The sequence below is a fragment of the Klebsiella sp. BDA134-6 genome (genome assembly GCF_015601345.1).
Classification (GTDB): domain Bacteria; phylum Pseudomonadota; class Gammaproteobacteria; order Enterobacterales; family Enterobacteriaceae; genus Klebsiella; species Klebsiella grimontii.
Genome location: NZ_CP064785.1, coordinates 82,030 through 108,032 on the forward strand (window position 1 = coordinate 82,030; position 26,003 = coordinate 108,032).

The 26,003-nt window shown below is 55.3% G+C and carries 18 protein-coding genes and 2 pseudogenes; 5 read left to right on the forward strand and 15 right to left on the reverse strand.

Annotated elements, in window-relative coordinates; all coding sequences use genetic code 11:
* Positions 1-32: 32 nt before the first annotated feature.
* The 3 genes from IYV58_RS27840 to IYV58_RS28650 all read right to left on the reverse strand — a co-directional run bounded on the left by IYV58_RS27840 (position 33) and on the right by IYV58_RS28650 (position 1,038).
* Entirely contained in the window at positions 33-338 is a 306-nt protein-coding gene (locus IYV58_RS27840; protein WP_195729798.1) for a DUF596 domain-containing protein, read from the reverse strand.
* 158 nt (positions 339-496) lie between these two features.
* Positions 497-844: a hypothetical protein gene (locus IYV58_RS27845; protein WP_195729721.1), complete on the reverse strand. Its 348-nt coding sequence runs from the start codon at positions 842-844 to the stop codon at positions 497-499.
* Complete coding sequence (locus IYV58_RS28650; RefSeq protein WP_195729722.1) at positions 841-1,038, reverse strand: ProQ/FINO family protein; 198 nt, start codon at positions 1,036-1,038, stop codon at positions 841-843. The genes IYV58_RS27845 and IYV58_RS28650 overlap by 4 nt, the downstream gene beginning before the upstream one ends.
* Before the next feature lie 173 nt (positions 1,039-1,211).
* Between IYV58_RS28650 and IYV58_RS27855 the strand changes: the two genes are divergently transcribed.
* The 4 genes from IYV58_RS27855 (at position 1,212) to IYV58_RS27870 (ending at position 9,914) form a co-directional block, all read left to right on the forward strand.
* Positions 1,212-1,577: a DUF596 domain-containing protein gene (locus tag IYV58_RS27855; protein WP_195729723.1), complete on the forward strand. Its 366-nt coding sequence runs from the start codon at positions 1,212-1,214 to the stop codon at positions 1,575-1,577.
* A gap of 1,148 nt (positions 1,578-2,725) precedes the next feature.
* A complete protein-coding gene (locus tag IYV58_RS27860; RefSeq protein WP_265090825.1) occupies positions 2,726-4,147 on the forward strand; it encodes a ShlB/FhaC/HecB family hemolysin secretion/activation protein in 1,422 nt (473 codons plus the stop codon).
* 53 nt (positions 4,148-4,200) lie between these two features.
* Positions 4,201-9,537 carry a DUF637 domain-containing protein gene (locus IYV58_RS27865; RefSeq protein WP_195729725.1) on the forward strand — a complete coding sequence of 1,779 codons (5,337 nt, stop codon included), beginning with the start codon at positions 4,201-4,203 and terminating at the stop codon, positions 9,535-9,537.
* On the forward strand, positions 9,537-9,914 hold the full coding sequence (locus IYV58_RS27870) for a hypothetical protein (protein WP_195729726.1): 378 nt from the start codon (positions 9,537-9,539) through the stop codon (positions 9,912-9,914). Before IYV58_RS27865 ends, IYV58_RS27870 begins: the two co-directional genes overlap by 1 nt.
* A 53-nt stretch (positions 9,915-9,967) precedes the next feature.
* Here the strand turns inward: IYV58_RS27870 and IYV58_RS27875 are convergent.
* From IYV58_RS27875 to tap, 3 genes and pseudogenes are all read right to left on the reverse strand, one after another.
* A pseudogene (locus tag IYV58_RS27875) lies at positions 9,968-11,066 on the reverse strand (IS3 family transposase).
* Between the two features lie 1,276 nt (positions 11,067-12,342).
* Positions 12,343-13,206: an incFII family plasmid replication initiator RepA gene (gene repA / locus IYV58_RS27880; protein ID WP_413784955.1), complete on the reverse strand. Its 864-nt coding sequence runs from the start codon at positions 13,204-13,206 to the stop codon at positions 12,343-12,345.
* Positions 13,199-13,276 carry a RepA leader peptide Tap gene (gene tap, locus IYV58_RS27885; protein ID WP_195729799.1) on the reverse strand — a complete coding sequence of 26 codons (78 nt, stop codon included), beginning with the start codon at positions 13,274-13,276 and terminating at the stop codon, positions 13,199-13,201. The genes repA (IYV58_RS27880) and tap overlap by 8 nt, the downstream gene beginning before the upstream one ends.
* Before the next feature lie 85 nt (positions 13,277-13,361).
* Between tap and IYV58_RS28545 the strand changes: the two are divergent.
* Positions 13,362-13,469: pseudogene (locus IYV58_RS28545) on the forward strand (replication protein RepA).
* 47 nt (positions 13,470-13,516) lie between these two features.
* On the opposite strand, the gene repA (IYV58_RS27890) reads toward IYV58_RS28545, so the two are convergent.
* The 9 genes from repA (IYV58_RS27890) to traD form a co-directional block, all read right to left on the reverse strand.
* A complete protein-coding gene (repA, locus tag IYV58_RS27890; RefSeq protein ID WP_195729728.1) occupies positions 13,517-13,768 on the reverse strand; it encodes a replication regulatory protein RepA in 252 nt (83 codons plus the stop codon).
* A gap of 131 nt (positions 13,769-13,899) precedes the next feature.
* Complete coding sequence (locus IYV58_RS27895) at positions 13,900-14,451, reverse strand: phospholipase D family nuclease (RefSeq protein ID WP_265090826.1); 552 nt, start codon at positions 14,449-14,451, stop codon at positions 13,900-13,902.
* A gap of 99 nt (positions 14,452-14,550) precedes the next feature.
* Entirely contained in the window at positions 14,551-14,859 is a 309-nt protein-coding gene (locus IYV58_RS27900; RefSeq protein ID WP_195729729.1) for a hypothetical protein, read from the reverse strand.
* Positions 14,856-15,506, reverse strand: a complete 651-nt coding sequence (locus IYV58_RS27905) for a DUF2726 domain-containing protein (protein ID WP_195729730.1) — start codon at positions 15,504-15,506, stop codon at positions 14,856-14,858. Before IYV58_RS27905 ends, IYV58_RS27900 begins: the two co-directional genes overlap by 4 nt.
* 55 nt (positions 15,507-15,561) lie before the next feature.
* A complete protein-coding gene (locus tag IYV58_RS27910) occupies positions 15,562-16,206 on the reverse strand; it encodes a hypothetical protein (protein ID WP_195729731.1) in 645 nt (214 codons plus the stop codon).
* 368 nt (positions 16,207-16,574) lie between these two features.
* Positions 16,575-17,168 (reverse strand): fertility inhibition protein FinO, encoded by a 594-nt coding sequence (locus IYV58_RS27915; protein WP_195729732.1) that lies wholly within the window; start codon positions 17,166-17,168, stop codon positions 16,575-16,577.
* 454 nt (positions 17,169-17,622) lie between these two features.
* Entirely contained in the window at positions 17,623-18,348 is a 726-nt protein-coding gene (gene traX, locus IYV58_RS27920; protein WP_195729801.1) for a type-F conjugative transfer system pilin acetylase TraX, read from the reverse strand.
* A 56-nt stretch (positions 18,349-18,404) separates the two neighbouring features.
* Positions 18,405-23,666, reverse strand: a complete 5,262-nt coding sequence (gene traI, locus IYV58_RS27925) for a conjugative transfer relaxase/helicase TraI (protein WP_195729733.1) — start codon at positions 23,664-23,666, stop codon at positions 18,405-18,407.
* Positions 23,666-25,987: a type IV conjugative transfer system coupling protein TraD gene (traD, locus tag IYV58_RS27930; RefSeq protein WP_195729734.1), complete on the reverse strand. Its 2,322-nt coding sequence runs from the start codon at positions 25,985-25,987 to the stop codon at positions 23,666-23,668. The genes traI and traD overlap by 1 nt, the downstream gene beginning before the upstream one ends.
* Positions 25,988-26,003: the final 16 nt, after the last annotated feature.

Sequence of the window (26,003 nt, forward strand, 5' to 3'; positions counted from 1 at the left end):
CCGGGCACGTATTTTACATGGATTTTAATTATCTAAGTCCAATCCTGATAGCCATTTTCGTAAATCCAGACAATACCTGCAGGGCAGTTTTCACTTAAAAACCAAAATCCTTCAAATGCATCACAATCCATATCATCCTCAGTTTTGGGAAATACCCTTTCAAAAACCTCGATCTGCTTTTCAATACTTTCTGGGAGAAATTTTCCATGTCGAGCGAGTTTAATGTCACCATCTTTCAGTAAACGTGAAATGAACCAGATATATAGAGCTTTTTCTTCCTGATAAGTTAGTTTATAGGCACCATCCACGCTCTCTGGATCGATATTTTTCCATAACATCGTTGTAGATGCTCCTCGCAGTAAATCTTTTCGATCCTGGTATTGTTCCTCAGTTAAATATGTCATTTTATTACCCCCTACCTAAATTTCACTTCGAATCTATTTAATGACGTTTTTGATGCTGCTTTAATATCGGAGATACCAATAATTTCAATTGTCTATCTTGCTCCGGTTTTCTCTGCTGTAGCTGAAAAAATTCGAAGGTTGATTGTTTGATCATCGTTTATTTTTGCATACATCAGCCTTCCATCTGGAAGAATCTGCCCTTTAAATTTTACTCCACCAGTTAGAGATGTAGCAAATTTTATGATTTCATCTTCAATTAATTTTTCTGAAGCAAAAACCTTAGTTCTACCTCTGGTATAGCTCCCTCCTGGTCCCAAAACTTGTTGCAAGGATTTTCCAAGAACATTTAATTCAGCGTTAGGGTTTTGTTTGTTGAAAATACTAACTAGCGTCACCAGGGCGCACCATGCCAGATGGCCCGATTTCTCTGTCAGCGTCACGCTGGCTCACTCCCTGTATATTCCCTGCGTCTCAGTATTTTCTGTAGTCGTAACCGGCTCAGCTGATATTCCTCTTCGGTTACTACCCCCACTGGTAGTCGGTCCAGACCGTAACGGATACTGCCGGCCAGGGTGGCATTCAGGTACCTTTCACTCCGGGTCAGAATCCGCAGGCTGCGTCGCAGCTGCTTCACGGAAACAGGCTACTGGCGGGCAACGATATCGGCCTCCATCTCCTCCCGGATTTAGCCGTAATAATCCCCCCATCCTTGTATATAATAGCAATGTGGTGGTTATATTCATGGTCAGGAAGCGATCGACATGCGATTGAAATTCCTGACCATCAAGTTTAGACAGGAGGTTATATATGATTACAAATGATGAATATGAAAAAAGAAAGGAAGCCCTTGAAGGGGCATCAATGGTTACGATTTGGGAAAATATTCACCCGTCTAGCCTGTCAGGTAAGATAACGCTGTCATTTTATGAAGAGAAAGAGTTATTTCTCTGGTTTATCGAGAATTTAATGTATAAGGGGAAAGTAAAGCTTGGAAACGGTGGCGAGTTCTGGACGGGAACAATAAAAGAACAGGTTTCTAAGTTTAGAGAAAGTTTCCCCAGTACTCCTGAAGAGATGGAGTGTGGCGCTTTTAATGGGTACTGGTTTTTATCTGATACTTGTCCTGCTGGGCTTGTCTGGATTTACGAAAATGGCTATCAGGATTGGACTTAGGTAATTAAATGTCTCCACCTTCGGATAGATACAGCTGACCTGCAGATTTGGCAGTCAGCCATCCAGCGTGTAAAGGTCCGCCTGGAAAACGGAATATATCCCACGTTAAGCCTGTTTTTTGTACAAGCTGCTATCTACTTTACTCAATGGGAGCAGGACACTTCCGCTTTTGGCACACAGCGGTCCCGTTCAGAGAAAATGTCACCGATTTTTTAACAAATAACTAACAATGGATTTCTGGCTATTGCCGTACAGGCCCTCTGGTCCGCGTGAGCGTGAGTAACTCTAAGGGTATGCCGGGGGCGGCTTTAAGATGCGCGTGAGCGCATAGGAGGCGCTGTGCGCCGGAGACCCCCGCAGCGAAGCGAGGACGAAAAAAGCATTACGGCTTCAGCCGTAATAATCCCCCCACGCTGCTAAGCCCAGCCAAACCCGCTAAAAACGCTACAGAAGCTGCTGTGCGCGGTCGGAGTGGTCACGACAAGGCGATAGCGTATCTCCGCGTTAGCGGGCCGTGAGGGCCGCTTACGAGCGTGTATGCCAGAACCTGGGGTTCTGTGCCGGAACCGCCGAAATTTCCGGCATTACGAATTAGTCGATTTTTGAAGCATGTTTGGCGTGTGCTGACGTGTACGTTTATGGTGCCATGAGTGAGAATTTATCCGTACCAGCTATGTGATACGTTGCGAATAGTGATTTTTCGCTCCAAACGGGTATTTCTTCGCTGTCCGGTTGACGGCGGTCTTTTGTACAGGCTGCCGAACGCCAACATTTTGGGGATACGGAAATTTCGGCGGTTCCGGCGTACACCCCCCAATTGTGAAATAACAATGGACAATTGATTACAATTCATTACATTAAATTTCACAACATTTCAGAAAACGGAGTTTTTGATGTCGTGTGTGTCATTTCACAGGTATGGGATCCTGCTGGGCAGCCTCACGGCAACAGCCCTCCCGGCAGCCCCCCTGAGTCCTGCGGACCAGAATGCCATTGAGCAACAACAAAAGGCATTGCTGGAACAGACGCAACAGCAACGCGACATGCTCCGCCATTCCACATCCGCGCCCTCTCTCCCGGAAGCACCCCCTTCAGAACCTGACGGTCAGTGTTTTCAGCTCCGGCATATCCGGCTGGAGAACGCCACAGTGCTCCCGCGCTCTGCCGTGCGAAAGCTGACGACCATTCCGGCACCGGGGTGTATGACGCTCCCGGATATCCGGGAGCGGGTGCGGGATGTCACCCAGGACTACCTTTCCCGGGGATTCATCACTTCACGCGCCTGGCTGCCGGAACAGGATATTTCCGGAGGAACGCTGGTCATTGCCGTCACAGAAGGGAAGGTGGAAGCCGTCACGCTGGAGGGGCATGAGGAAAATGCCATCAGGATGGCTTTTCCCCGGGCGGAGGGCCGGGTACTCAATCTCCGCGACACTGAACAGGGTCTGGAGCAGCTTAACCGCCTGACTTCGCGGTCGCTGACCGTAGATATTCTGCCGGGGAGTCTGGAGGGGTTTTCCCGGGTAGAGCTGGTACCGGTCAGCCAGCGTTTTCCTGTCAGTCTTGATGTGGGCGCAGATAACAGCGGGCAGAAAAGTACCGGCAGCGGGCAGCTGAATGCCCGCCTGACGGCAGACAATGTGATGAGACTGGCTGACCAGTGGACGCTGGCCGCAGGCAGGGACAGTGAGTTTCACCATGACAGACGCAGCCGTAATATTCAGGCCGGCGTTTCGGTTCCTTACGGGTACTGGCTGTTCAGCGCGCAGTATGTGTGGTCTGATTTTTATCAGACGCTTTCTGTTGGCGGGACACCGCTGCACTGGCGCTATGAAGGCACCGTGCAGTCACAGCGACTGGCCGCCAGCCGGACGCTACTGCGTGACGGTAAGCAACGTCTGGCGCTGGATGTCGCTTTGTCCCGCCGGGAAACCGAAAACCGGCTGGGCGGCGTACGTCTTGACGTCAGCAGCCCGACGCTCAGCAGCGTGACGGCCGGACTGAGCTACAGCCGGAGTATCGGTGGTGGCTATCTCACCCTGGGCCCGTCCCTTTCTCACGGCGTCCCGTTCACCGGCGCGACACGGGATGACCCGGCGCATCCCGGCCTGCCCCGCAGCGAATTCCGGCGCTTCAGTGCAAGCGCAAGCTGGTTTTACCCCATGACATCCTCTGTGTACTGGCTGACCTCAGCCTGGGGGCAGACCACACCTGACAGACTCTACGCCAGTGAACAACTGTCTGTCGGAGGACAGTATTCGGTCAGGGGGTTTAAAGAGCAGTATCTCAGCGGCAACCGCGGCGGCTACTGGCGCAATGAACTGACATGGCAATGGATGACGGTGCCGGGCGTGGGGGTATTCTCAGCAACGGGTGCACTGGATACCGGGCATGTCATGCGCCAGGAAGGGATAACCGACGGCGGTACGCTGACCGGGGCTTCCGTCGGACTGGAGCTGGCTGGCCGCTGGCTCAGCCAGTCCCTGACGCTGGGGATGCCGCTGTCGTATCCCGACAGACTCAGTCCGGATAAACACGTGGTTTACTGGCAGGCCACCGTTTCACTTTAACTGCCGGCACACAGCAGGGGCTATGACGGCTCCTTAATACAGGATGTTCTGACATGGATAAACTCGCACATCCGCTGGCCCGAGGGGCCAGCTGGCTGCTGATATACCTCACCGCCGTTCAGCCTCTGCATCCCGCTATTGCCGCGGGTATCACTGCCGCGAATGGCAACACTCAGGTCGTGATGAAACCCGGTAATGTCCCGGTGGTGAATATCGCCACGCCCAATGCGGCTGGTATATCGCACAACACCTACCAGGATTTTAACGTGGGAACGCCGGGCGCGGTGCTGAATAACGCCACGCAGGGCGGGAAAACACAGCTCGGCGTCACCATCGACAACGGCAATGCCAGACTCAAAGGTAAACCGGCCGAACTGATTATTAACGAGGTGACCAGCGGCAACCGTTCTGAACTGAAAGGCAGGCTGGAAGTCTTCGGCAATAAAGCCGGCGTAATGATTGCCAACCCGAATGGCATCACCTGTGACGGATGTGGTTTCATCAATACCCCGTCAGTCACTCTGACGACGGGCAAACCGCAGTTTGATAAACAAGGTGCGCTCGATGCCCTTGAAGTCAAAAAAGGGGCGGTGATTGTCGGCGGTAACGGCCTGGATGGGGCCGGTGCTGAATATGTTGATGTCATCAGCCGGGCCACTGAACTGAACGGCAAAATTAACGCGAAAACCCTCACTCTGACTCAGGGAGCGAACCGGGTCAGCTTTAAGGACGGCACGGTAAAACCCATTGCCGGTGAGGGTGCAAAGCCTCAGCTTGCTGTCGATACAAAGGCGCTTGGCGGCATGTATGCCGGTAAAATCCGCCTGGTCGCCACCGAAGCCGGGGTCGGCGTCAACCTGAGCAATATGACCTCCACTCAGCGGGACATTTCCCTGACGACGGCCGGAAAAATCACCCTCAGTAACGTTAAGGCGCAGACTGACCTGAACGTCAGCGGGCGGGATATCGTCACGCCAGCCGGGTCCAGCGTGCGCGCTGAACGTGATATGACGCTGGCGGCGACCACAGTGGACAACCGGAGCAGCACCACTGCCCACGGGGATATGCGGGTATTTGCGTCGACGGTACGCAATACGGGTAACGGTGCGTCATTACACAGCCATAAAAATCTGTGGATACAGAAGGATGCCCAGGGTAATAAAGCCAGTCTGGTGGAGAACCGGTCGGCGACGATAAAAACGAACACGGGTGACCTGGTTATCCGGACTGACCGTCTGGAAAATACGATAAGTAAAGCTGACACCGTCGTCCGGACCGAGCAACCCACGACAGCACAGGTTTCAGACTCCCGGCTGGGCTGGCATCCTTTCAACAGCGGCAGAGGGCAGGGTATAGCCCATGTCGTGGGAGATATGGACGCTGGCGAGCCGGATAAGTGGTTTGGTAGTGTCGATTTCAAGAACCTGGCTGTCCTCCAGACTGAAAAACAACATTATACGGTGCAGACAGAAGGAGCCCGCCCGGTTATCAGTGCAGGAAATAATCTTTATCTCAATGCCGGCGACCTCATTAACCGTCTGGGGGACATCTCCGCAGGCCGGGATGCGGTGCTTACCGGTCGCAGTCTTGTCAGTGAAAGTCGTTTCGAAGGTGTGCTGGGTAAGTATCTGACCTATGTATATAATCCATATATTGGCAGTCTGTCCCCGGAGCCACAGGGCGGCGGGACTTTCCCCGGCGATTTAATTCACACCAAGGAAGTTGTTAAATTTCGCCATACCGGAGAGACAACAGACTGGATACCAGGCCGGTTGCTGGTTTCACGTATCAGTGCCGGAGGAAATCTGGTTGCTGATTTTTCTGAACGCATTGAGAGTAAAGAGCCCTACGTCACGAACGTTCAGTATTCGGGAGTGATAGCCCGGCCTGACACGATGACGGCTAAAAATATCCTGCTGCGCGCCGGAAGCATTGTTACCACCGATGTGATGAAGGCCTCAGGGGATATTACCTTACAGTCAGACCGTGGCACAAAAATGGCGCTGGCGCTGATGACGGCCGGAAAGGATATCTCGGTTCTGGCGGGCGTAAGTGTTGAGTCCTGGCAGAGTGAGCTCAAAGGACAGAACATTACCCTGGTCAGTCGCGGCGGAGATGTCACCTCTCATACCAGCGAGTGGCCCAACTTTTTCCATTCTGACGGGCTACGCTGGCTGGGAAGTCTGGAGGCTTCACGTGATTTATCAGTCACGGCAGGTGGCAATATTCTGCTCAGGAACACGCGTTTTCCTGTTCTGAGCCAGAATATTTCTCTGGTTGCCAATGGGGACATCACGTTTGATAAAAATGACGCCATGCTGTGGCACGGGCGACCTGGCACAGTCCTGACCTACGCCCGCAAGCAGGAGCTGTTTAACCGGATGTTACCGGGAGAGCCGCTGCGTGCTTCGGGTGATATCACCCTGAGCGGCCGGCGTCTGTCTCTGTATGGTGCAGGGCTCGACGCCGGTGGGAATATCAGCCTCTCATCGGCTGCCAATACTGACCTGAACATGCGGAGCCTGAGTGACCTCTACAGCGAGTTCTTCCCGGACAGCCGGATACCCGAATTACGCAGCAATGTGAAAGCCGGAGGAAACCTGCTCATCAGCTCAGCGGCAGATATCGGCGTGCAGGGCGCTCATATTGTCGCCGGGAAAACCGCGACGCTGCAGGCAGGGAAACTTCTCTGGCTGGGCGCATACGGATATGGCGTAACGGACAGCAGTAATGACAATAACAGGGATGAACTCAACGTACTGACCCGTCTGCACGGTGCGAAAAGCCTGACACTGGCGGCAAACGGGGGTATCCAGGCTGACGGCAGTACGCTGTCCTCAGACGGTAACATCACGCTGACCTCCGGCGGGAATATGCAGTTTCAGTCCGCCCGGGGGACGGTATACCGTGAGTCCGGGAACAGCTGGACGGAAAACGTCAGCCAGACAGGCGTCACGCTGAATTCAGGTGGAGCACTGACGGTTATCTCGGGTGGCAGCATTCTTTTTCAGGCATCGCGTTTACTGGCAAAAGGGGTGATGGATGTTGCAGCAAAAGGTGGCTGGCTCTATGCCCAGGCGATGGAAGAGTCCAGTCATTACGAACGTCAAACCACGAAGAGAAAGTGGTGGGGTAAGAAAACGACCGTCAAACAAACGAAACACACCACCACCAACCGGGTGACGGAGTTTATTGCGGGAGGCAATCTCAGCCTGCTGAGCCGCGATGACAGTACCTATGAAGCCAGTAAAATCGAGGCAAAAAAGAACGCCACGCTGACCAGTACCAGTGGAAAAGTCAGTTTCCTGGCCGTGAAAAACACCACTTTCGAGCAGACTGTCAGCAACTCGAAAGGCTTCTATATCAGGCAGGCGAATAAAGGCTACAGCGAAGGAAAATGGGTGCTTCCGTCTGTTCATGCTGGCGGAAAACTGACGGTTAACGCGGCCAGCGGTATCAGTGCCGATATCAAAGCGAAAAATGGTCAGGCTTTGCAGGGTGCGATTACTGCTCTGGGCGCGTTACCCGGTACAGAGTGGCTGAAGGGACTGAATACCCGCAGCGATGTTCAGTGGAATACGGTTAAGGATGCTTACGACAGCTGGAATTATAAAAGTCAGAGCCTGAATCCGGCTGTGGCGGCGGTAATCGCTATCGCTGCAGCTGCGGCCACCGCGGGCAGTACACTGGCTGCGACCGTTGCGAACTCTGTAACGTCCACCGTGGGTGGCGGCGCAGTAACGACCGGGGCGGTTACTGCCGGGATGTCCTCTCTTGCCGCTCAGGCCGCCGTGGCTCTGGTGGAAAATCAGGGAAATCTGTCAAAAACGCTGTCGGCACTGGGAAGCAGCAGTTCGGTCAAATCTCTGGCCACCTCGATGGTTATCGGGGGCGCGCTGGCGGGCTTTGATAAGGTCATGAATATTGATGTTCCGCCCGACAAGGCAAAACTGCCGGTTCTGGTGAGAAATGAAGACTGGGGGAAAGTGGTCCAGCGCGTGGCCGGCCAGTCGGTTATCAGCTCCAGCCTGAACACCACCATCAATGGCGGCAGCTTTAAGGACAACCTGACGAACGCCCTGCTGGCAAATATTGGCAACCAGATTAATGCCGAAGGGGCCGGTCTGATTGGCGATAACGGCAAGGTTCTGGGTATACAGGGAAGAGCCCTGAGTCATGCGGTGGTTGCGGGTATCAGCGCGGAAATTGGTCGAGGAAACGCCAAGGGAGCCGCTGCCGGAGCGCTGGCTGCGGAGCTGGCCGGGATTATCATCAACGATAACCTGGTAAAGAGCGAAGGATGGCAGGAGCGCCAGGCGCAAATCAGCCGTGTCTCGGGGGCACTGGTCGGCGCCATTGCCACAGGCAGAGCCTCTGGCGCCAATAGCGGCGCAAATGCGGGAGAGCTTGTTGAACGCTTCAATCGTCAGCTGCATCAGGATGAGCTCAACGCTATCAAAGAACTGGCGAAAGGTGACAAGGAAAAAGAAGCGCGACTCATGGCTGCATCATGCCGCAAGGTCGCCTGTACCACACAGGAAGCCCTGAACTCAGAAGAGCGAAAGCAGTTTGAAGCTTTGATGAATAAATACCCTTCAACGCGGGACGAAGACGGGCTTATTGATAACTACTGGGTGCAAAAAGAGCGTCAGCGCTTCGGAAATTACCCGGCATATGCTGGCTATGACAGCGAAAAACTGTTCACATACGATTTGGGTGATCAGATAACCGACGGGCAGTTGTTTGCGCGTAACCAACAGATAGAGCAAATCAGTAAACTGACAGGCTGGTCGCCGAACTGGGTGAATGCCTCTGTAATGGCCATCTCCATCTCCAGTACATTTGTCGGAATGGGGAAAACAAGCGTTGGCAATCAGTATCTGTCCACCAGTCTTGCTGGACCGACCAGTGCATGGAAAGGGTATCTGATCAATGAGCAGACCATACAGCAGGCAGCCACGTTCAGGCAGCAGGTGTTGGATGCCAGAGCGCCATTTTCTCAAAATATCAGGAAGACGGGAAATGCCGCAGTTGCACAAATCGATGTTCCAGGTATGCCCAGGACACTTGCGGCACACAGCCGGGTCGACACAGCAGAGAAAAGCTTTATAGGGAAAGGTAGCGGCAATTTTGAATTTAAAACCATCAACAATGTAAAAGGTGTACCAATACCTCGAAATACCGACTCGGAGTACAAAATTCTGGACAACCTGGCTGATAAGTTAGGTAGTAATGTGTCAGCCAAAGGGAAAGTCACTATTTTCACTGAGCGCGCTGCCTGCGAGAGTTGTTTGGGTGTTGTGGATCAATTTCAAAAAAAATATCCAGGGATTAAAGTAGAGGTCCTTGATAACAATAACGTATTGCTAATTCCTGGGAGGTTGAAGTAGTGGATGACGAACGTATGACTTACGGTGAAATACGAGAAATGATATTAGAATGTTTCTATGATTGCTGTCGGAATATTCTATCGAGGAATAGAAAGGCTGGTGAAAAATCGTCCTATGATAGCTTAGAAATTGATTATGCAATCTATCAATGTGAATGCACACCTTTTTCCCCGATAGAAAAGCTAATGTTTGAGGTATTTACTCTCATTTTAAGGGCCGATAGAGGGCCGAAGAAAGCAGAGGATATCACTCGTAAATCTATCAATTTGATTTTAAAGGAAACCCCTTTGGATATTCTTATTGAGGACCTCTCTGATGATGAAAAAAGGAACTTGCTTTATGATATGGAGTTGCTTGGGTTGCTTGAGGAGCCTTAGTATGGACTGACCCCACAACAGTAGACATTTCCTGTCCTCACGACGAGGCCTGTTCAAAGGCCTCCGGACTGACGCCGGGTCCGGTTGTAGAACACTTCAATGTAATCGAAGATATCCGCCCGGGCCAGATCCCTGGTTTTATATATGCGTTTTCTGATCCGTTCTTTTTTCAGCGAACTGAAGAACGATTCGGCCACCGCATTATCCCAGCAGTTGCCACGCCTGCTCATGCTCGGCGCCAGGTTATTGGCCCGGCAGAAGCGCTGCCAGTCGTCACTACCGTACTGGCTGCCCTGATCGCTATGTACGATAACCTCGCCGTCCGGTTTTCGACGCCACACGGCCATCATCAGCGCGTCGAGCGCCAGTTCGCGTGAGAGAGTGGGTTTCATCGACCAACCGACCACATTACGGGCGAAGAGATCGATAACCACCGCCAGATACAGCCAGCCCTGCCAGGTGCGGATATAAGTAATATCGGTGACCCAGACCTGATTGGCCCGGACAACGGTAAACTGCCGCTGCACACGATTAGGCGCAACCACTGAAGGTCGGCCAGCGATACGACGCGGAGCTTTATAGCCGCGCACGGCTTTAATCCGGTTCAGTTGCATAATGCGGCCCACCCGGTTTTTACCGCAGATTTCCCCGATTTCGTTCAGGTCGCCATGACCCGGCGGTAACCGTATACGCCTCCGCTCAGTGAATAGGAGTCACGGATAAGCGTCAGCAGACGCTGGTTATCTTTATCCCGCGCGGAGACCGGGTTATGCAGCCACGCATAAAACCCGGCCCGGGCAACGCACAACACCCGACACATCGTCATGACACCCCATACAGAGCGGTGCTCATTGATAAAGCGGTACTTCAGTCGGGCTCCCTTGCAAAGTACCGCGCGGCCTTTTTCAGTATGTCCCGTTCTTCCTCAGTGCGCTTCAGTTGGGCCCTGAGCTTCAGGATCTCGCTTTTCGCTTCCAGTAAATCACGGGCATGCTGCTCGCTGTTATCGGGTTTAATAGCCCGTAACCACTTATAGAGACTGTGTGCTGAAACGCCCAGCCGGTCAGAAACTTCGGCGACGGAATAACCGCGTTCCGTTATGTGACGGACGGCTTCTTCCTTAAATTCAGGTGTAAATCGTGGTGTGCCCATACGCTCCTCCTATGCTCAAACTATAGGGCAGGATCGTCTACCGGGGCGGGGTCAGTCCATAAATGACTCTGGGGTGTCTGTTAAACCCGTGGCGATTCAAACCTTAAACCTACCAGAGTTATCTGTAGAGACTACAGGGCTAGATCAAAGGAAAATTGCAAAGTCCGCTTCTGGCACAACGCGGCCCCGTTCAAAGAAAATGTCACCGATTTTTTAACATAAAACCAACAATAGATTTCTGGCATTGCCGCACAGGCTTCTCAGCCCCGCGTCAGCACGCGTTACTTTCAGGGTACGCCGGGGACGGTTTTAAGATGCGCGTGAGCGCATGGGAGGCGCTATGCGCCGGAGACCCCCGCAGCGAAGCGAGGACGAAAAAAGCATTACGGCTTCAGCCGTAATAATCCCCCACCCTGCCAGGCCCAAAACAACTGCGCTAAAAACGTTACAGAAGCTGCTGTGCGCGGTCGGAGTGGTCACGACAAGGCGACAGCCGAAGTCGGGGCGTATCTCCGCGTTAGCGGGCCGTAGGGCCGCTTACGAGCGTGTATGCCAGAACTCAAAGCAACCTTATCAACAGCAACAACAAAACCTAGTTACAACATCCGTCGTTTTGAAGCGATGCATTACCCCGGCCTGCGGCCGGGGTGGGGCGGCGCTTTTCAGTGTCGGTCAGGTGGGCACAGGTGTAATTGAAGCGTCAGCGTTCTTCGGTGGTCAGAGGTGAGGTTTCTGCTGTTTTGTAGTGTGTGATGCGATGTGGAGGACAGCATGGGTGCGGTTCTCAGGGGATTCGCTTGGATGATGTAACTAAATAATGAGGTGTTGCTGACGGGCCCGGCGTATAGCGGCGGGAGGTACTTTTGGTGTTTTCGAACCGGGCGAACGTGAGTTCGCGGCAGGGGCGTTCATTCTCAGGAGCCTGTCCACAGGGCTGGCGATGAATAGGTTTTCTCCTTACATGATTTATTAAAAAGATATTTAACAGAGATATAGAGCAGGGGTTTAAAGGGAACCACGCACTTTGAAACTCTTTCGCCTGGCGCTCTGTAAGCCTTACGGTTGTCGCTTTGTGTAAAAGTCCCTTGCAGTTAACTGTTGATAACAGGACGCTGCCGGCATTTGTGGTCGCAGTGAGCTGCTTTCTGGCCCGTTTATTCGGGCGCCCGAATGGAGAGAGGCGAAGAGGTCGGTGTTTTTGCGCAGATTTCAGGCGCCGGCGGGCTGCAGACGTGCGAATACCTCCGGCGCCGGCCGGATTTTTTCGGAGAGAGGGTTATATCGGGGCTGTGGCCAGCCGCGTGTAGTTGTTGCCGCGCGACATCAGCATGCGCTCTTTCACACGCCGCTCAAGCTCCCGCTTCATGGCATCAAGACCGCCGGTAAAACGTCCGGTGGCGTACTCACGCGTCAGCTGCTGCTTCACGAGTGTCACGATATCCTGGCGGGTTCTGTCCGCGTCACGGCGTGCACGGGCGCGTTTCAGACCATGTGATTTACGCTCGGACTGATAGCTGCGGAATCGCTCACGCACAAAGCGCCAGGCCTTCGCTATCAGCTCATCCATCTCCAGCGGCAGCAGGCTCTGCTTTTTACGCTGCAGATTCTCCCACTCCACGCGGCTGCGGCGCGCAGCCAGCACCGCCACGTCAGAGACATCCAGCGCCGAAAACAGAGTCGGGGTGAACGTGATATCTGTCGGAATGTTGCAGCCAATCTGTGGGTCATATTCGGTCTGGTACGTAATCAGCCCCAGCTCCGCCATAAACTTCAGCGCACGGGTGGCGCGGGTGATGGACAGATTGCCGCCCTTCGACTCGGTCGCCAGCCCGCACTCGATGGCCAGATTGGTGATGGACCGCTGTACCCGGTTGGCCAGCGGGTCGTAATGAAAGCACAAACCCTGCAGCAGCGCATCGATGGCACGCCGGCGTAGCAGTGGTGGCATCCGGTGACGCTTACCCAGCGAACGGGCAAAAGCAACATGAACGGAAAAATCAAAACGGGACGTGAAGCCTTCGGCTTTCGCCATTAGCTTACGACAGAACGGGAGCGTCTTCTTTCCTTCACGCGGCGTGAACACCGGATTCGGATTTTTGACCTGCCGGTAATGGGTGAACAGGGTCTGAACGTCAGACACACATTCCCGCACTTATGTTGCACGGAAGGAGCAAATGGCACAGAAACAGGTATTGAACTTTTCTGAGCATAAAACTATACTCCCTGCATAGAGCAACAGCTTCTATGCAGTTTTGAAAGGCCCCGTTAATCTTCTTCGTCGCCAAACATTGAAAGATTATCGGGGTTTTTGCTTTTCTGGTTCCGGGTAGACACCTCATCAGAACCAGTTCCCTGCCACTTTACGGCGTGGCCAGCCATTAAAATTCGCTAAACGATCAGTAATCTAACACTCATAGAGAATTCAGACAAGAAAGTGATGTCGCTACTTTTTACTGCTTATTAATTCTTTCTTGTTCAATCAATTTTGCAATCATTTCAGCCTGAGTCATACCCTCTGCTTCACACATGTCTTGAAGATGCTCTTTCAAAACTATCGGCAGAAAGACCCTTAACTCTTTATGGGTATCTTTTTTTCTTGCTAATGATGCCTGTTGGCGTTCAGCAAGGGTCAATGGATTCCCTTTTCTGTACTGACGCTTTTCTTTCGATGAGGAAGTTACTGCATTTCCGGGCTGCGACATCTCTGCCTCCTCAAGGATCAAACCTGGATCGTTTGCAGAGAATACTACAGATTCCTGAAATCAGCGACTTACTTTATGAACGTAACCCGTGTTGGCGCACGGTTTACGTCCGGGGATCGTTTAAAGCGGTATCAGTAGGTCTGTTTCCAGTCCGTTCCCTTTGACCAGCGGGATGACCAGTGCTGCAAATAGCGTTGAGCAACAACAGGGTCATCCCACACGACGAGCACGTTCTCTGAATTGGCGCGATCGGCGGCGCGACTGAAGTTGAACGAACCGACCTCGGTATTACGCCCGTCAGCGATGATCACTTTGTCGTGCAGGATCTTGTAGGCATCCACCGTCCGGACCGGTATACCCGCGCTGACCAGCAGATTCATGGCGGCCCGGCTGGCCTTGTTGCGCTCACCGGTATTGGCTTTGTGGTCCAGAACGACCTTCACATCCACGCCCCGCTGCCGGGCCCTGACCAGCGCACCGGCTACATCCGGAGACGTGAAGGAATAGCCCATCAGCCGGATTTCCTGTTGTGCGGTCGTAATGGTTTTCAGAACCAGCTGCAGGGCCGTCCCTTCCGGGGAAAACCCGGTCTCGATGTTCGCGGCATAAACGGCGGGTAAGGAGGCGCACAGGCTCAGGCTGACCAGCCCGGGCAGACACCATCTGCGGAGAGTACGATTTATTTTCACAGTATTTCCTTCACTGTTTTTGAGAAACCCCGGGGGCGGGGGAAACTGGTTTCCCCCGCCCCCGGGGTTGGACAACGACGCCATGTGGAGGCGTCAGGCTTTTGTGGTCTGGCGGAACCAGTAGCAGACTGGCTCGTCATCAGTCGCATGGACAGACCCCAGGAACCAGGCATCCTCATCCGGCGGCTCAGGTATCCAGTTACGCGCATCCGGGGCTTCACCAGTCAATCCGGCTGAGTAGACCTCAGGCGCGTCATAGCGCATTGTCATCACGAAGCACAGCAGTCCGTGGGTTTTCAGCCAGTAGCGGAATTCAACCGGGGTTTCGCAGCCGCTACGCGCCAGCGCAGGATGCGTCCAGTACCCCTGCTCATCACGGTTGATGTCGATGGCAATTATCATTTTGCTTTCTCCCCGGGTTCAGTCTGTTCTGTTGATGGCGCCATACCACCAGTGGATATGATGTCAGTGTCCGTTTCACGGTGCCTGAGAAACTCTCTGATTCTTCTGACCAGCTTCTCTGAATCCCGGTCTCGCAGCAGCGGGATGCCGGCCTGCCTCAGAACCTCTTCGAGCAGAATATCGCGCCGGATACGATGCTTTTGCAGGTGTGAGGCATCATCAAGTTCAACAGCAGCGACGATGGCGAAGGTCTGAATATCAACGATGACCACGTCGCAGTGCCACTGCGACGCCATCCGGAAAAGTTGCCACCAGGCCCGGGAGCGAGGCCGGATGTGAGGAGCGAGTGTGGCGATATCCGCCACCCGGACCTGCGGGCACAGAAGCCAGCGCTTCTGGCTCGTGCTTCTCAGCAATGCCCGGTAAAAATGCTGTTCCCGTAACGTCATCAGCGTGTCATTACCCACCCAGACCCGCTCGCGACACAGCCGCTGCTCCGCTTCTGAGGGCCGAATTCCCAGCGCTTTCAGTGATATCAGGACCGGTGATGTCCCGGCCATTATCCGCCCTCTCAGAAGCAGCACAGTAAATCCCAGCAGACTCAGCAGAACGACTGCACTGCCTGCCATCATTAATATCTTTGCCATGTTTTGTGTTCCCTTATCTCGCTGTCTGTCCCGGTGCGTTTGCCGGGCGGTATCCTCATCGTTCTGTCCCTCTTCTGATACGCCAGGCCTCTGCCGGTAGCCTGTCGAGCAATGCGCGGCGAAAGACATTCGGCAAACCTCTTCCGGCCACCACGTCAGCTGTCAGCACCGATATCACGGAAATCAGCAGAACACTGCGCAGAACGAACCCGGCCTGATGCACCAGTTCTGCAGCAGGCAGAGTCCGAAACGCACTGACCAGCCGGACGGCGTCCTGCGGAAAACTGCAGGCGAGAATGCCCGTACCGACCAGCATCACCGCTGGCGCATACAACAGCCCCCGACGGATAACCCGCCCGGTCAGGGCAACAAGTTCCCGCCTTTGCTGGCGAAACACCTCATCATCCCGGAGAATGCCCCACTCAATCCGGGCCTTCTCATGACGTGGCAGGGTGGCAACCACCTGAATACCGTCACGTATACGGACCTGGGGGGATACCTCCGTTTTTCTCACCTGGTCGGTATCGCAGATGTACAGAGCCAGCGCGGTCCAGCAAACCACCGTCGACAGTACCAGGATGAGCACAAAAACAATGACCGTTACAGACGGAATGAGTATTGTCAGAAATACCGCCAGCACACCGCCGGATAAATAACACAGCAACTGCTGTTCAAAACGCAGAGCGAAATATCGAAACATGTTTAACGTCCCTTTAAATATTCAACCTGAAGAATAAGTGATTTATTTACTGCTTTTAATTACCGACCTGATATAAATAAATCGCGTGAAGATTTAATTTACAGGTGTACTTGTTGAAAAATCCGATTATCACTACTGTGCAGGAGATATTAGCTGGCTTCATGCCATATAAATGATTGCGGCAAGTACAAGTATCATTATTGTCACGCAAGCAAACCAGAAAAAGCCGCGGACATGTCACGAGAACACATGCACCAGGTTCTCATGTTATTCCCTCGCTCACTCATGACGAATACTGTCAGCTAATGGATGAAATATCCATTAGCTGCTCAATGACGGGTATATCTGATTTAAGAAATTAAAAAGAATTAAATCGTCTGGCTCATCTTACGCTCGGCCCGCAACAGCTCTTTCATCATGCGCTCACCGGCGTATCTCGCTTCTTCAGCAGTGACGGTGGCCACAACATTTCCCTGCAGGTCATAGCGGGAGGCACCTTCCCGCATCCGGGACAGATAGCCCGCTGACCGGGTCAGGCTTTTCAGGCACATAATCACCTGCTTATGCGACAGCGGCAGGTCGCGGCTCGCAATATCGGCAAACAGCTGCTCACGCATCCCGGTTGCCAGCAGACGCGGGGCGTTACCGTCAAACAGTTGCGGCCAGAACGCTTTCAGGGTCATGATGGCCTGCTCCGGCGGAATCAGCTGAAGATAACGTACCGGAGGCGGCGTTTTTACCACTTTAACGGGCTCCCGGGCAGCTTTCCGCGCAGCGGCTTCGGCAGCCTTTTTCGCCTGCTCCAGCTTCTCTTTTTTGACCTTCCAGGCCGGCGGAGCTGACACCACCACCACCTTCTTCCGGCGAACCACACCAGGTGTGGCATCACTCCCGGGAGCAGGTGTGCTGTCCGGCGCCGGTTTTCGTTTCAGACTCAGTACGGGGCGTTTTTCTTCAGTCATATCGCTGTCGTATCAGGAATAAATGTAAGTCATTAATACAGCGTACCACAGCCTGGCGTGCACCTGCTCTGGCATGGTCTACACTTATCATGTCAACGCCCTGTATAACCAGAAAACTAAAGACCCCGGTTGCCCGGATACTCTCCGGGCTTTTTTTATGGCCACTATAGGCCACTTTCGGATTCTGTAACACGCAACAGCCCGTTTTATCTGACCCGTATCAAACTTTGCGCTTTCGGATGATGTTCAAATGTTTCCCGCAGAGCGCCTCCTGAGAGTCTACTACGTTCTGCCAGTGCGTCTGAGTGAAGAGCAGTCTTGCCTGTCAGGCATCCGGAGGGAATCGGAAACGTTCAGTTGCTTCTTCTTCTGACAAACTGTTAATACTGTGTTGAAACAGCCGTATCATATTAGTCATTTGACCTCTTCGCCCGGTACCGTCCGGGTCTTTTTTTTACATCGTCGCCACTATCCCCAGCACCGCCAGGTGCAGCGCATAGAACAGCACAAAAAAATGCCGTGGCCAGAACCGCTTTATCTCTCCTCCGACCGATGAGCACACCATCAATACGAGCAGCGCGATGGCCAGCCCGGCCAGCGATTCTCCGGCGTCATTCGGATTCATCAGTAACACAATTATGACCCACAGTATCCCGTACCCGATTCGTTCCCGCGAAGTCTGTGCCCGGCACAACAGCCAGCTGGCGGTGAGCATGGCCACCCCGGTCATGCCGTAGCTGCCGGAGGAGAGCGGTATCCAGACGGCTACGATGGCCATGGCGGCGAGAGTGTGACGCCAGAACGGCAGGCTGAACCACCGCAGCGCCTGACCGGTGACGGCAAAGGCAAACAGAATATTTCCCGCGTACCACGGATACCCGATAAGCATGTATGGCACCTGGGCGACCAGCGCCCAGCCCCAGAGACTGTTCAGCTGCGACTGGCGGATATCCGCATGTCGCGCCAGATTCATCCCCCAGACCAGACCGAACAGCGGAAAACAGCCTCTCCCCAGCAGGCGCATAAGCTCGTTATTCTCCGCCAGCAGCAGGCCGGCATGGTCAGTGACCATCAGAAGCAGGGCCACCGTTTTGATGATATCCGTCTGCCCGGGCGTCCAGGTCAGCAGAGCCTTAAGCCAGCGGTCTGCGGCGCTGACGCGTATTGCGTGTGTTGTCATCATTATTTCCTTTTTATCCCTGATATTACTGTGCATTGTCAGAAGCTGAAGGCGCGTCAGTCACCCCCGAGGGTTTTCTCCCGGTTCAGGTCGCGCACCATGTCCCGCTCCATCTGCTGCAGGCGTTCACGCTGCAGACTTTCTGAGACGACCTGCTGTATCGCGGCCTCCTGGCGTCGGGTCTGCGGGTCATCCGGCAGCCGTGCTTTCTCTTCACCCGGGCTGTCACGCTCCAGACCACGAATCACGTCCCCGATAACCTCTTTTATCCGCTCGCCCGGCTCGCCCGTTTTCTTCTCCTCGCCGGCGACTTCCCGGGTCGCCTGCTCTGCCTGCCTCTCCATCTCCCGGCGCTGTGCCTCTTCTGCAGCCCGCTGTGCCAGCACATCCGGAGGGAGTGTGATATCCGCACCGGTGTCAGGCAGCGGAAGATTCGGCAGGGGGTCAGCCCATATGCGCCCGCCGGTGATGGCCTGCGGGTTCCAGGGGCGGTCGTCGCCGGCAAGGCGTACTATCACCCCGCTGTCGGGATGGTCACGGGCTGTTCTCACGCCCTCGCTCATGTTCCCGGCCAGCAGACTTTCGCCGTTCCGGCTGTTCTGCAGCGCCACGAACCGGGCAGACTCATCCCCCATAACGCGCCCTTCACCACCAATGGCCTCCAGGCGGCCATCCCTGTCCGTCAACGGACTGAGCCAGATCCCGGCTTCCTTGCCGTTTTTATCGAATGCCGGCAGCGCCACATGTGGCTGCGGATACTTCTTACCGGGCGAGATGAATTTCCCCGGCGAACTCCCTCTGGCCAGACCGGACTGCTGTAGTGCCGCCCGGCCTGCAGCTATTTCATCCAGCGGCTTTGCCCGCCCGAACAACTGGCCGGCGTTTTTGATGGTGCGGTCGTTACGGGGTTCAAGGATGTCGTGCGCCGTCGCTTTTGAGGGTGATGACCGGATGGCATTAACCCATCCCTCGCGACTGTCGGTATACACCTGAACATGCTGTTTCATGCGGGATAACGCCACATAGGCAGACTCAAAGCTGGCCATCTGTTCCCGGCCACCGACCACCCCTTCCAGCGCGATGGCATACGGTTCGCTGGCCCCCTGGGCGCCGTGGGCGGTGATGGCGTAGGCGAGGTCGATATGCTGCTGCGCCTGATCCGCCTTCGGGGTCAGCGTGCGGGTGAGTTTGCCATCAGACAGCGTGACACTGTCACCCGAAACAGACTGCACCTCCCAGATACTGTTGGCCACATAGCCGCGCTCCGGGTCACTTTTGCTGAAACGCATCCGGTCCCCCTGAGACACGGTGATCTTTTCCTGACGATAGAGCGTGACGCCTTCTGCCGATGCCTCCCGGGGTGAGATATATCGCTCCTTTCCTTCACTGTCAGTCAGGGTGATCAGCTGATTAACCCTATCCACTTTGCTGATACGGTGGTATACGTTATCAACCAGCGCCACCGCCTCCTTATGAGCCGTCCAGGTCGACAGTTTGCGCAGTTCACCGTCACGGATGTTGCTCGTGACCAGCACCGGCAGGGTGATTTCCTCTTTGCCGGTTTCCCCGTTCTCCCGCCGTGCGTTATGGATCATACCGTTCAGCGTCCGCCGGTCCTTATTCAGATGGGTGATCACCAGCGTCTGTGACTGTGCCTCCGGGGTCCGTCCTGTATAGTCCTTCACCAGCGCCTCGTAGAGCGTCGCGGGCTGACCTGCCGGCAGGGTTTTCCCCTCGCTCAGCGCCTTTTCTATCGCCTTTTCCTGCTTTGGCGTGAATTCCACCACAGAACTGCCCGGCGCCCAGGCGCCTTCTTTTCTCGGCACCTGCTCCGGCGTGACCTGCTCGATGGTGGTCAGGGCGCGGTGCACATCCCGCTCAATGAGGCTGTACACCGCCGGTCGCAGCTCGGGCACCTGGCGCACAATCTCTTTCATGATGGCCACATCCGCGGCGCTGCGCTGCTGCGTCAGCCTGAACGGCTGGCCCGACGGGATGGGCGGCAGCTGGTCGGTATCCCCACTGGGCACCGCCCGTCCACCGCCGGCGGCGATGAGGGAGTGGGCTTTTGCCATATCGGCCAGCCCCACCATCGAGCTCTCGTCGAGCAGGAACAGGGTGTTGCTGAAATCGGGTGTCTGGCCATTGCGCTGCAGCAGCTGCATGTCGTGGAGGAACGACGCTGTCGTGCGCGCGTCCACGCCGGCACTCTGCATTTCCCCGACCGCGCGATGCGTCGGCGCCAGACCGATGACGCGCGGGCGGGTCTCTTCCGGCAGCAGGCTGATGGCGCTCATCACAGCTTTGAACTGCGTGGTTTTCCCCACCCCGGCATACCCCTGAACCACCGTGAACCGGTCCGTGCTTTCCAGAATCATCCGGGTCGCCGCCCGCTGTCCGGCGGTCAGGTCCGTCATCAGACTGGCCGGCACGCGGTCCATTAACGGGGCCACCGCATCTTTGCCTTCCAGCACACGGGTCAGGATGCTTTTCTCGGCATCCCAGGTCTGGCGGGAAATCAGCAGGTCATTGCCGTGTCCGGGAGACACCGGGACATTCAGCAGACTGCCTGCCTTAATCTGCGCCTGAATGGTTGCCTCTATCTCCGCCATCGGGACCTTACCGCCACCGGTTTCCAGCGCCGTGGCCAGCAACTGCGGGCGGGTGAAGGTCAGGCTGTTACTTTCCAGCAGCGGGATGGAAAGGTGAATGGCCTGCTCTGCCGGGGTATGCAGTCCGGCCTTCTGCTGTGCGATGGCCGCCTCCAGGTCTGTTTCTCCCGAGCGGGCCTTCAGCTGCTCTGAGACCACGCTGAACGCCGTATGACGCGTCAGCTTCTCTGTGGTGCGGGCCGCATCCTGTGCGGAGTACAGCCGGATATGGCTTCCGCTCTGCGCCAGCTGGTTGAGCGTGGCATTGTCGAGTTCGCGCTGCGTGACCGAGGCAAAGACGGTCGCCGTCTCGCTGACCGACCGGCCGGGACTCTCCACCCAGCCGTGGCCGACCTTGATACCGTCAAACGGGCTGCTGCCAACAGGAAGCGTCTGCGTGGTTTTCTGCCCGGGGCGCTGAACCGTCAGCTGGTCCTTATCCATCCGGAGCACTGTGACACTCTCACCACCTTTGAGTCGCGTGTCGGGGATTTTCCCGAGCACCGCCAGACGCTCTCCCTCAGCCACCGGCAGCTTATCCGTGCGAAACAGCGTCCACTGGCTGTCGACGGCGGAGACCTTCAGGTCCAGACGCCCGCCCTCACGGTCTTTCAGGGTCAGCATGTTGCTGCTGGCCGTTACCCGGTCAATGACAAAGCGGTCATGTTTGCGGGTCTCCGGGTCCCACCGCTCCATCACCATCCCTTCCCGGTAATAATCGCGCACGCCCCGGTTCTTGCTGTCCAGCCAGACCGGCGTCAGAGCGGTCACCGTCATCTCCCGGTTGCCGAGTACCCCTTCATTTTTGAGAGTGCCACGGATAACGTTGTTGAGCACACTTTGCTCACGCGTCCCGCTGATTTGCGCCACACTTTCCTGCCCCTCGCGCACGCTGACGGCAAACTCCTCTGCCAGACGGCTGTAGCGGGCCCCTTTGTCCGGCTCGCTGATAATATCTGCCGTCGCCTGTTTTCCTCCCTGCCACCGGTAGGTATTCACACCACTTTCTTTCAGCACTGTCAGCGCGCTTCCGGTTCCGCTGCGTTTGCCGCTGTCGGAGAGCAGGACCTGCACGTTATGACGCATCGCGCCATCGAGCAGGGAAATCGTCTCCTTCAGGCTCAGCTTCTCCGCCTGGTCCACAATGAGCGTCCCACCCGGGATAAACGCCGTCCCGTCCTGCAGTGCAGATTTGCCGGTTACGGTTTCTCCGGCCAGTCGCGCATCCCCGGCGAGAAAGTCCCTGGATCGGTTATCGGCAGCGAGGATATGCACATCACGTCCCTGCTCCCGGGCCATCAGCGTCAGTTCGGCCACCCGCTCCCGCTGGCCTGCCGCGCCGCCCTGACCGGAGACAATACCCATTGTCGGCCGGTCCTGTGCCAGGACGCTGACCGCATCGCTGAACGGAGCCTGCCGCACCTCTGAAGCATCCGGCGTGACAGAGACGTGGTTCTGACGCTGTACCTCCTGACTCAGCGCTTTCACGGAGAGCTCATCCAGAACGTGGATGTTTGAGGTGAACAGCCCCTTTTCCCGGTCGAGCGGGATAAGTTGCTCGCGCTCGATGGCCGCATCAATGCCCGTTCTGGCCAGATCAAACACACCCGGCTTCGCCTCCAGCTGGCCGACTGTGCGAGCCAGCAGGTCGGCATACGTAAACTGCACCTTGCGGTCGCTGAGACCTGCGATGGCCTTTGTCACCACATCCGTGATATCCGGACCGTCGGTTTTCACCGGCGCGGGGGGCGCACTGGACAGCGCTGCCGCACGGCCATCGGCGGCCTCACGGTATCCCCGGATATCAAACCCGGTCTCCTTCAGAGTATTCATCCACTCCACCATCTTCTCTGCCGGATCGATGGCTTCCTTCGACTTGCGGGTATCGAGCGCGGCCACATCCCTTGACTTCAGGGACGCATCGGGTCCGGCTGCCTCCCTGAGCTCCTGACTGCGCGTGGAAAACGGCTCGACCGGGACATCTTTCATCTCCCACATGCCGTGTTTACCCACCACCTCTGTCTCATACCCGAGTTTTTCAACGAGAGGTTTAAACAACTCCCGGTAGATTTTCCCGAAGGCTATCTGGTTCGCGTACACATTCTCAATAAAGCCTGTTTTACCGACCGTATCGGTACCGAGAGACTGCCATTTGTCCCCGTTCTGCGTCGCATTGATAACGACGGCATGGGTGTGCAGCTGCGGCTCCTGATTACGGTTTGTATCGTGGTTGAATTTCGCCACAATCAGGTTACCGGTCAGTACGGTTTCGCTTTTACCGTCTGTCATGACCCGGGTCGCTGCAAGCGTTTCAATCTGGCGAACAGCTTCCGTCACCGCCTGGTTGTGGGCATCGATGAGGCGCCTGTCTCCGCCCAGCATCGCCATCACCGACACGCTTTTGGGCGCCGAAAAGGTCAGGTCATAACCAGGCCGGTGCTTATTGGCGCCGTCCTGCATCCGGGTCAGGTCGCTGCCATCCGGCAGCTTTCCTTTCAGAAGCTCGGTGAACACAGCTTTGTCGACCGCTTTCCCGTCCAGCCCCAGCGCTTCCGCCCCTTTGCCCTGCCAGCGCTCTTCCAGGCTGCCAATAACGTAGTAATTATCCTTGTCCGTATAGTAATTACCGGCGCTCCCGGCCGATTTAACAGAGCCAATCGACATCATCAGAAGTTCCCTCCAATCTCGATATCATCCTGCTCATCGCGGCGATGGCTGTGATTGATATTGACCTCTTCACGCCGCTGCATATCGCGCTGCGTCAGCTCATCAGCTAGCCACGCGTCGTAAGCCTGCATATCTTCAATTTCACCATCCTCGTTCATGCCGGCTGGCATCATTTCCTGTCCCACGTCTGCCGACTGCTGCGCCAGCTCCTGCTCTGTGCCCCCTGTGTGAGCAGTCACGCCGGCAGCTGCAGCTGCGGTACCTGTCGCAGAAGACGCTGGTTTAGTCCGAATTAAGGGAACGGTCGTGATTCGCGTGTCCGAAACTTCAGGCCGCAGTGTTTCAGGCGACTTAACGGGATCTTCTGCTGCAGGCGTCTTTGCCGCCGACAGGGCTGTTACCGGCACAGGGGAGACAGTGCCTTCTGCTGGTTCCGGCTGTTTAACCGGCTCATGCTGCGCTCCGGCTTTACTGCCCTGGTCAGCATGCTCTGCTTCTGGCGCATCCGGCGTAAACAGCATCCGGGCCAGACTACCTTCCGCCTCCCGCGCTGCCAGCAGGGCATTAAGTCTTGCATCCACCCGCGTATCGAACGTGCGCTGGATGAACCCTTCCGCCACTTTCGGGCGCGGTTTGTATTTGAGGGCCAGCTTCACGGCCGGATACGGGCCGGGCAGCGTGACGTAGCAGGACAGGTCCGGCAGCGTCTGAATATCAGAGTAGCTGACCAGCGTTTCACGCTCTTTTTCTTTCCCGGTCGACACACCATCACGAACCGGGTCCGCACCGTAGGAATACTGCTCGCTGGCCTTGAGGATTTCTTTCTCTCCAATCTCACCGGCAGCAAACTCGGCAATCTCTTTACTCGGGGAACGGAAAAACGCCCGGGTGTTCATGACGTCAAAAAGCGTGGCGGCGGGTTTCACGCCGTAGATATCTTCCAGCTGGGCATAGGACTGGATACCGAACACGTAACAGCCGCCGAACTTACGGGCTTCCGGCAGGATTTCGACCAGGTCCGGCAGCTTGTGCAGCGTGGGCAGCTCATCGGCGAAAATCCACACACGGCGGTTGCGGTTCTCTCCCATCGCCAGCAGGCCGCGGATGGCAATCGACAGCCACATCGAGATAACCGGCTTCAGGGAAGCATGGGTGTCAGCGTTGGAGGAAATAAACAACCAGCCATTGGGCTGGTCTTCACGCACACCGCGCATCCAGTCGCGGATGGTAAATGGCTCGCCGTTCTTCTCAATGCCCTGCAGGTAGCGAATGGCCTTGACGTAGTTGGTGAGCACCGCACGGATACTGATGGCCGTTTTCTCAATCTTCTCCTCGACCAGGTTCGCCGCCGGCGTGTTCTGCAGATAGGCTCGCAACTTATCGATTTTGATGGACAGCATGGTATCAACCAGCTTCTCGTAGCTGCGGTCCTTGTCCTCACGCATCAGGTAGGCACCTTCGGCAAAGATGGTCCGACCGGAGCCCTGCCAGAACGGGTCCTCTTTGGTCCCCATCGGGATAAGGGTATTGGATATGTTGTCGAAATCCGGCAGCGTCAGACACTCTTTCCACAAATCCCAGGCCGCACAGCGCGAGTCCATCGGGTTAAGAATTTTATCCAGTGACGGATCGTAATAACTTTTGACGAACTCACAGGAGCGGTCGTAAATGATGGCCATATCGCCCCGGGCACGTACGTAGTTCAGCAGACGGCGTATCACTTCTGATTTACCGGAGCCTACGGTACCGTGGAGACAGAAGTTCTGAATTTCGGAGTTCAGCAATATCGGTAAGTCACCGATTTTAATATCCGAAGCCTGACCGTCACGCTTCATCTGACGGGCCACTTCTTTAGGCTTATCAGAAAGCTGGCGCCCGCCGGTATTCTCATCCTCACTCTGTTGTTTCCCCTGACGCCCTAATACCCAGCTGGCGACAAAGAACGTCACGATACAGATAACGAGAGAAACGACGGCGGCGAGAACAAAACTGGTCCACAGCTGCTCACCGCACCAGATGGTGTATTTATCGGCCAGAATTTGTTCTGAGGTATATTCCAGTGACTGACCGTAATACTGAATGGTGTAAACTGGCTGGGATCGAATAATATCGCGCATGGGACCGAGCGTCGTACACCACCAGTATACGCAGCCGTTAACAAACGTCTGCCAGCTGAGCCGGTACATCAGCATCAGCCCACACAATACCCAGAATAAAATAAACAGCACATAAAATATAATATTGGCAATCTGGCCAAACATGCGAAAGCGCATATTGGCAATCTGACCGCCTTGAGTCATGTCCTTGGCATTAAAGCTCATAATTCTTGACCTTAAA

Bases quoted from the DNA above. Each gene is read 5' to 3' on its own strand.
- IYV58_RS27915 (WP_195729732.1), bottom strand. From the start codon at position 17,168: ATGACTGAAGAAAAACGCCCCGTACTGAGTCTGAAACGAAAACCGGCG.
- IYV58_RS27865 (WP_195729725.1), top strand. From the start codon at position 4,201: ATGGATAAACTCGCACATCCGCTGGCCCGAGGGGCCAGCTGGCTGCTG.
- IYV58_RS27905 (WP_195729730.1), bottom strand. From the start codon at position 15,506: ATGGCAAAGATATTAATGATGGCAGGCAGTGCAGTCGTTCTGCTGAGT.
- traD (WP_195729734.1), bottom strand. From the start codon at position 25,987: ATGAGCTTTAATGCCAAGGACATGACTCAAGGCGGTCAGATTGCCAAT.
- repA (WP_195729728.1), bottom strand. From the start codon at position 13,768: ATGTCGCAGCCCGGAAATGCAGTAACTTCCTCATCGAAAGAAAAGCGT.
- IYV58_RS27910 (WP_195729731.1), bottom strand. From the start codon at position 16,206: ATGTTTCGATATTTCGCTCTGCGTTTTGAACAGCAGTTGCTGTGTTAT.
- IYV58_RS27840 (WP_195729798.1), bottom strand. From the start codon at position 338: ATGTTATGGAAAAATATCGATCCAGAGAGCGTGGATGGTGCCTATAAA.
- tap (WP_195729799.1), bottom strand. From the start codon at position 13,276: ATGCTCAGAAAAGTTCAATACCTGTTTCTGTGCCATTTGCTCCTTCCG.
- IYV58_RS27900 (WP_195729729.1), bottom strand. From the start codon at position 14,859: ATGATAATTGCCATCGACATCAACCGTGATGAGCAGGGGTACTGGACG.
- traI (WP_195729733.1), bottom strand. From the start codon at position 23,666: ATGATGTCGATTGGCTCTGTTAAATCGGCCGGGAGCGCCGGTAATTAC.
- IYV58_RS27855 (WP_195729723.1), top strand. From the start codon at position 1,212: ATGATTACAAATGATGAATATGAAAAAAGAAAGGAAGCCCTTGAAGGG.
- traX (WP_195729801.1), bottom strand. From the start codon at position 18,348: ATGACAACACACGCAATACGCGTCAGCGCCGCAGACCGCTGGCTTAAG.